The sequence below is a fragment of the Achromobacter sp. SIMBA_011 genome (assembly GCF_046535435.1).
In the GTDB taxonomy this organism is placed as follows: Bacteria; Pseudomonadota; Gammaproteobacteria; order Burkholderiales; family Burkholderiaceae_B; genus Achromobacter; species Achromobacter dolens.
Genome location: NZ_JAWRWN010000846.1, coordinates 1 through 254, shown reverse-complemented (window position 1 = coordinate 254; position 254 = coordinate 1). Strand labels below are relative to the sequence as shown.

The 254-nt window shown below is 52.8% G+C and carries 1 protein-coding gene; it reads left to right on the top strand.

Translation table 11 applies throughout. From position 1 onward, the window contains the following. Positions 1–254 (top strand): hypothetical protein (locus SB816_RS33380; protein WP_410548425.1); only part of this gene is annotated, 254 nt, incomplete at both ends.

Sequence of the window (254 nt, the reverse complement as noted above, 5' to 3'; positions counted from 1 at the left end):
CAACATTCGCTCCGGGTTTCTGGGAATAAGCGAGAAAAAGAAAATCGCCTTGAAAGTTGCCCGGGAACTCAAGGGCCATGGCCTGGATCCGGGGCACTGCATGGTGATTTTTAGTGCGCTGGATGAAGACAGTGTATTCAGTGCCGGCCTACCCCTGCCGATCAACCATGGTGCAACAAAGCGTAGTCGTGTGTTCTTTATTCGCGCCTCGATAGCCGCCAGCCGTGATCAGTTTTTCCGCAAGGATTTTGCCA